The sequence below is a fragment of the Pontibacterium sp. genome, assembly GCF_041587635.1.
GTDB lineage: Bacteria > Pseudomonadota > Gammaproteobacteria > Pseudomonadales > Balneatricaceae > Pontibacterium.
This window is the reverse complement of sequence record NZ_JBFGYC010000437.1, coordinates 1-3,480: the sequence shown is the minus strand read 5'-3', so window position 1 is coordinate 3,480 and position 3,480 is coordinate 1. Positions and strand designations below refer to the sequence as shown.

Genomic DNA, 3,480 nt, shown 5'->3' with positions numbered 1-3,480 from the left:
CTGTGTAAACCATCGAAACAATTAACCGGGAGCCGGCACAGCAGCCAATCCTAACCTAAGCCAGCGCTGCGGGTCACCTAACTCCCAGAAATTACTTTATGTTTTTACCCTAGAGGTACTGTTGGATCAAGAGTTCAGCAATCTGAATACTGTTTAATGCAGCACCTTTACGCACATTATCTGACACGACCCACATGTTTATGCCACTCTGAGAAGAGATATCTTCACGGATTCGGCTGACAAACACTTCATCCTTACCAACACCCTCGGTCACCGGAGTCGCATAACCACCCTCTTCGTCCGACTCGTCAACTACCTCAACGCCCGGCATCACTTCAAGCAAGTTACGCACATCCATTGCTGAAATTGGCTCACGCGTTTCCACATGCAGTGATTCAGAGTGCCCAAAGAATACAGGTACACGCACACATGTTGGATTTACCCGAATACTGTCATCACCCAGAATTTTCTGGGTTTCCAACACCATTTTCATCTCTTCACGGGTATAACCATTGTCCTGCATCGCATCTATCTGCGGCAGCACATTAAAGGTGATCTGCTTCGGATAGACGTCCGGATCGATATTCAGCCCATTGAGCAAACGTGCAGTCTGACCCGCCAGCTCTTCCACCGCTTTACGACCTGAGCCTGAAACAGCCTGGTACGTAGAAACGTTGATGCGCTCAATACCTACCTCACGATGAATAGGAGACAGCGCCATCAACATCTGAATCGTTGAACAGTTCGGGTTCGCAATAATGCCCTGGTTGCGGTATTCACCCACCATTTCCGGGTTAACTTCCGGAATCACCAGTGGGATATCCGGGTCGTAGCGAAAACAAGACGTGTTATCAATCACCACACATCCGGCATCTGCCGCAATCGGAGCATACTGCATGGACACGTCGCTTCCCGCGGAAAACAGCGCGATTTCAACTTGAGAGAAGTCAAAATCCTGCAACAGCCCCACCTTATAGGACTTATCGCGAAACTGTAGACTTTGCCCTGCAGTGCGCTCTCCGGCCAGCAAATACAACTCACCCACCGGAAATTCGCGTTGTTCCAATATCTCTCGCATCGCTTCACCGACCAAACCAGTGGCACCCACAATTGCGATGTTAAAACTTCTTTCCATTTAAAACCCCGGAAACAAATCAGCCCGAACAATGCCGGGCTGGTTTTTTATAAAGACAAATGAACACACTTATCTTTGAAAGATTGTATCGACGGTATATCTGCTGGAATTAGCCTTCCAGCAGAATACGCAACATACGACGCAGAGGCTCTGCAGCACCCCACAGAAGCTGATCACCCACGCTGAATGCATTCAGGTATTCATCACCCAAATTCATCTTACGCAGACGGCCAACCGGCACACTCAAAGTACCCGTCACCTTCGCAGGCGTTAATTCAGCCGCCGTAATATCACGATCATTCGGGATTACTTTAACCCAATCATTTGCTTCTGCGATCATGCCTTCGATTTCGTCCATAGGCAGGTTCTGCTTCAGCTTGATGGTGAATGCCTGACTGTGGCAACGCATCGCACCGATACGCACACAGGTACCGTCGATTGGAATCGGGCTATCGCCCAAACCCAGAATTTTGTTGGTTTCAGCGTATGCCTTCCACTCTTCACGGCTCTGGCCGTTATCCAGCTTAGTATCGATCCAAGGGATCAGGGAACCCGCCAGTGGCACACCGAAGTTATCAACTGGCATCGCATCGCTTCGAATAGTCTCAGCAACCTGACGATCGATATCCAGAATAGCGCTCGCAGGGTTCGCCAGATCAGTCGCTACAGATTCTTTAATGATACCCATCTGAGAGATCAGCTCACGCATGTGACGCGCACCACCGCCGGATGCAGCCTGATACGTCATGGAGGTCATCCACTCGATGTGACCCGCATTGAACAGACCACCCAGACCCATCAGCATCAGGGATACTGTACAGTTACCGCCAACATAGGTTTTCACACCGCTGGACAGACCGTCTTTGATGACGTTCATGTTTACCGGATCCAGTACGATGATCGCGTCATCATCCATACGCAAGGAGGATGCCGCATCGATCCAGTAACCATTCCAGCCCGCTTCACGCAGCGCGCCGTAAACCTGCTTCGTGTAGTCACCACCCTGACAGGAAATAATGGCATCCATCTGCTTGAGATCATCAATGGATGTTGCATCTTTCAGCGCTGGAATATCTTTGCCAATATTCGGCCCAGCCTGTCCTACCTGAGATGTGGTGAAGAAGACCGGTTCTTCGATCTGATCGAAATCACGCTCTTCCATCATGCGTTGCATCAACACGGAACCCACCATTCCACGCCAGCCAACAAAACCTACACGTTTCATCTGTTTCACCAAAAACTCGGATTGTTCTAAAAATAACAAATCGGCCCCTACTCACCAGCAGAGGCCGATTACACTGCCTTTATAGCAGCAGATATTATGCAATAAATAGCCCTTTCAAGCTATCAGTCTTTCTGCGCCGAACTTAGCCCTTCAGCGCAGCTACGACAGCATCACCCATTTCAACGGTGCTCACTTTCTGCATGCCTTCAGACCAGATATCACCTGTACGCAGCCCCTGATCCAGCACAACATCAACTGCAGCTTCGATTTTCGCTGCCGGCGCTTCCATACCCAGAGAGTGACGTAGCATCATCGCTGCAGAGATAATCATCGCCAGCGGATTTGCAATACCCTGGCCTGCAATATCAGGCGCGGAACCGTGACAAGGTTCATACATACCCTTACCGTTCACATCCAAAGAAGCAGATGGCAACATGCCGATAGAGCCGGTCAGCATCGCCGCTGCATCAGACAGGATATCACCAAACATGTTGCCAGTTACAATCACGTCAAACTGCTTAGGCGCGCGCACCAGCTGCATTGCTGCATTGTCCACATACATGTGGGACAGCTCTACTTCCGGGTACTCTTTGGACAGATCTTCCATCACTTCGCGCCACAGCATAGTGACTTCCAGTACGTTTGCTTTGTCGACAGAACACAGACGTTTACCACGCTTCATTGCCGCTTCGAATGCAACACGACCGATACGACGGATCTGCTCTTCGTCGTATACATAGGTGTTGTAACCTTCACGCACGCCGTTCTCTTTGGTTTTGATACCACGAGGTTCACCAAAGTAAATACCACCGGTCAGCTCACGTACGATCAGGATATCCAGACCGGATACAACGTCTTCTTTCAACGTAGACGCATGTGCCAGCTGTGGATACAGGATCGCAGGACGCAGGTTGCCGAACAGATCCAGCTGCGCGCGAATCTTCAGCAGACCACCCTTCTCAGGGCGCTCTGCCGGTGGCAGTGCATCCCACTTAGGACCACCCACTGCACCCAACAGGATTGCATCCGCCGCTTCAACCTTTTCCCAGGTTGTTGCTGGCAACGCATCACCTTCAGCATCGATTGCAGCACCGCCCACCAGCGCATCATCCATCTCCAG

Annotated in this window: 3 protein-coding genes; all 3 read right to left on the bottom strand. The window is 50.6% G+C overall.

The features are described from left to right. Window positions 1-109: 109 nt before the first annotated feature. Window positions 110-1,135: an aspartate-semialdehyde dehydrogenase gene (locus ABYW01_RS17035; RefSeq protein WP_372835026.1), complete on the bottom strand. Its 1,026-nt coding sequence runs from the start codon at window positions 1,133-1,135 to the stop codon at window positions 110-112. Window positions 1,136-1,244: 109 nt separating this feature from the next. Continuing rightward, on the bottom strand, window positions 1,245-2,360 hold the full coding sequence (gene asd, locus ABYW01_RS17030; protein WP_372835023.1) for an aspartate-semialdehyde dehydrogenase: 1,116 nt from the start codon (window positions 2,358-2,360) through the stop codon (window positions 1,245-1,247). 142 nt (window positions 2,361-2,502) lie between these two features. Beyond that, window positions 2,503-3,480 (bottom strand): 3-isopropylmalate dehydrogenase (gene leuB / locus ABYW01_RS17025; RefSeq protein WP_372835021.1); only part of this gene is annotated, 978 nt, incomplete at its 5' end.

What these genes read in the sequence shown, in the direction of transcription:
- ABYW01_RS17035 (WP_372835026.1), bottom strand. Translation starts at nt 1,135, where the DNA reads ATGGAAAGAAGTTTTAACATCGCAATTGTGGGTGCCACTGGTTTGGTC.
- asd (WP_372835023.1), bottom strand. Translation starts at nt 2,360, where the DNA reads ATGAAACGTGTAGGTTTTGTTGGCTGGCGTGGAATGGTGGGTTCCGTG.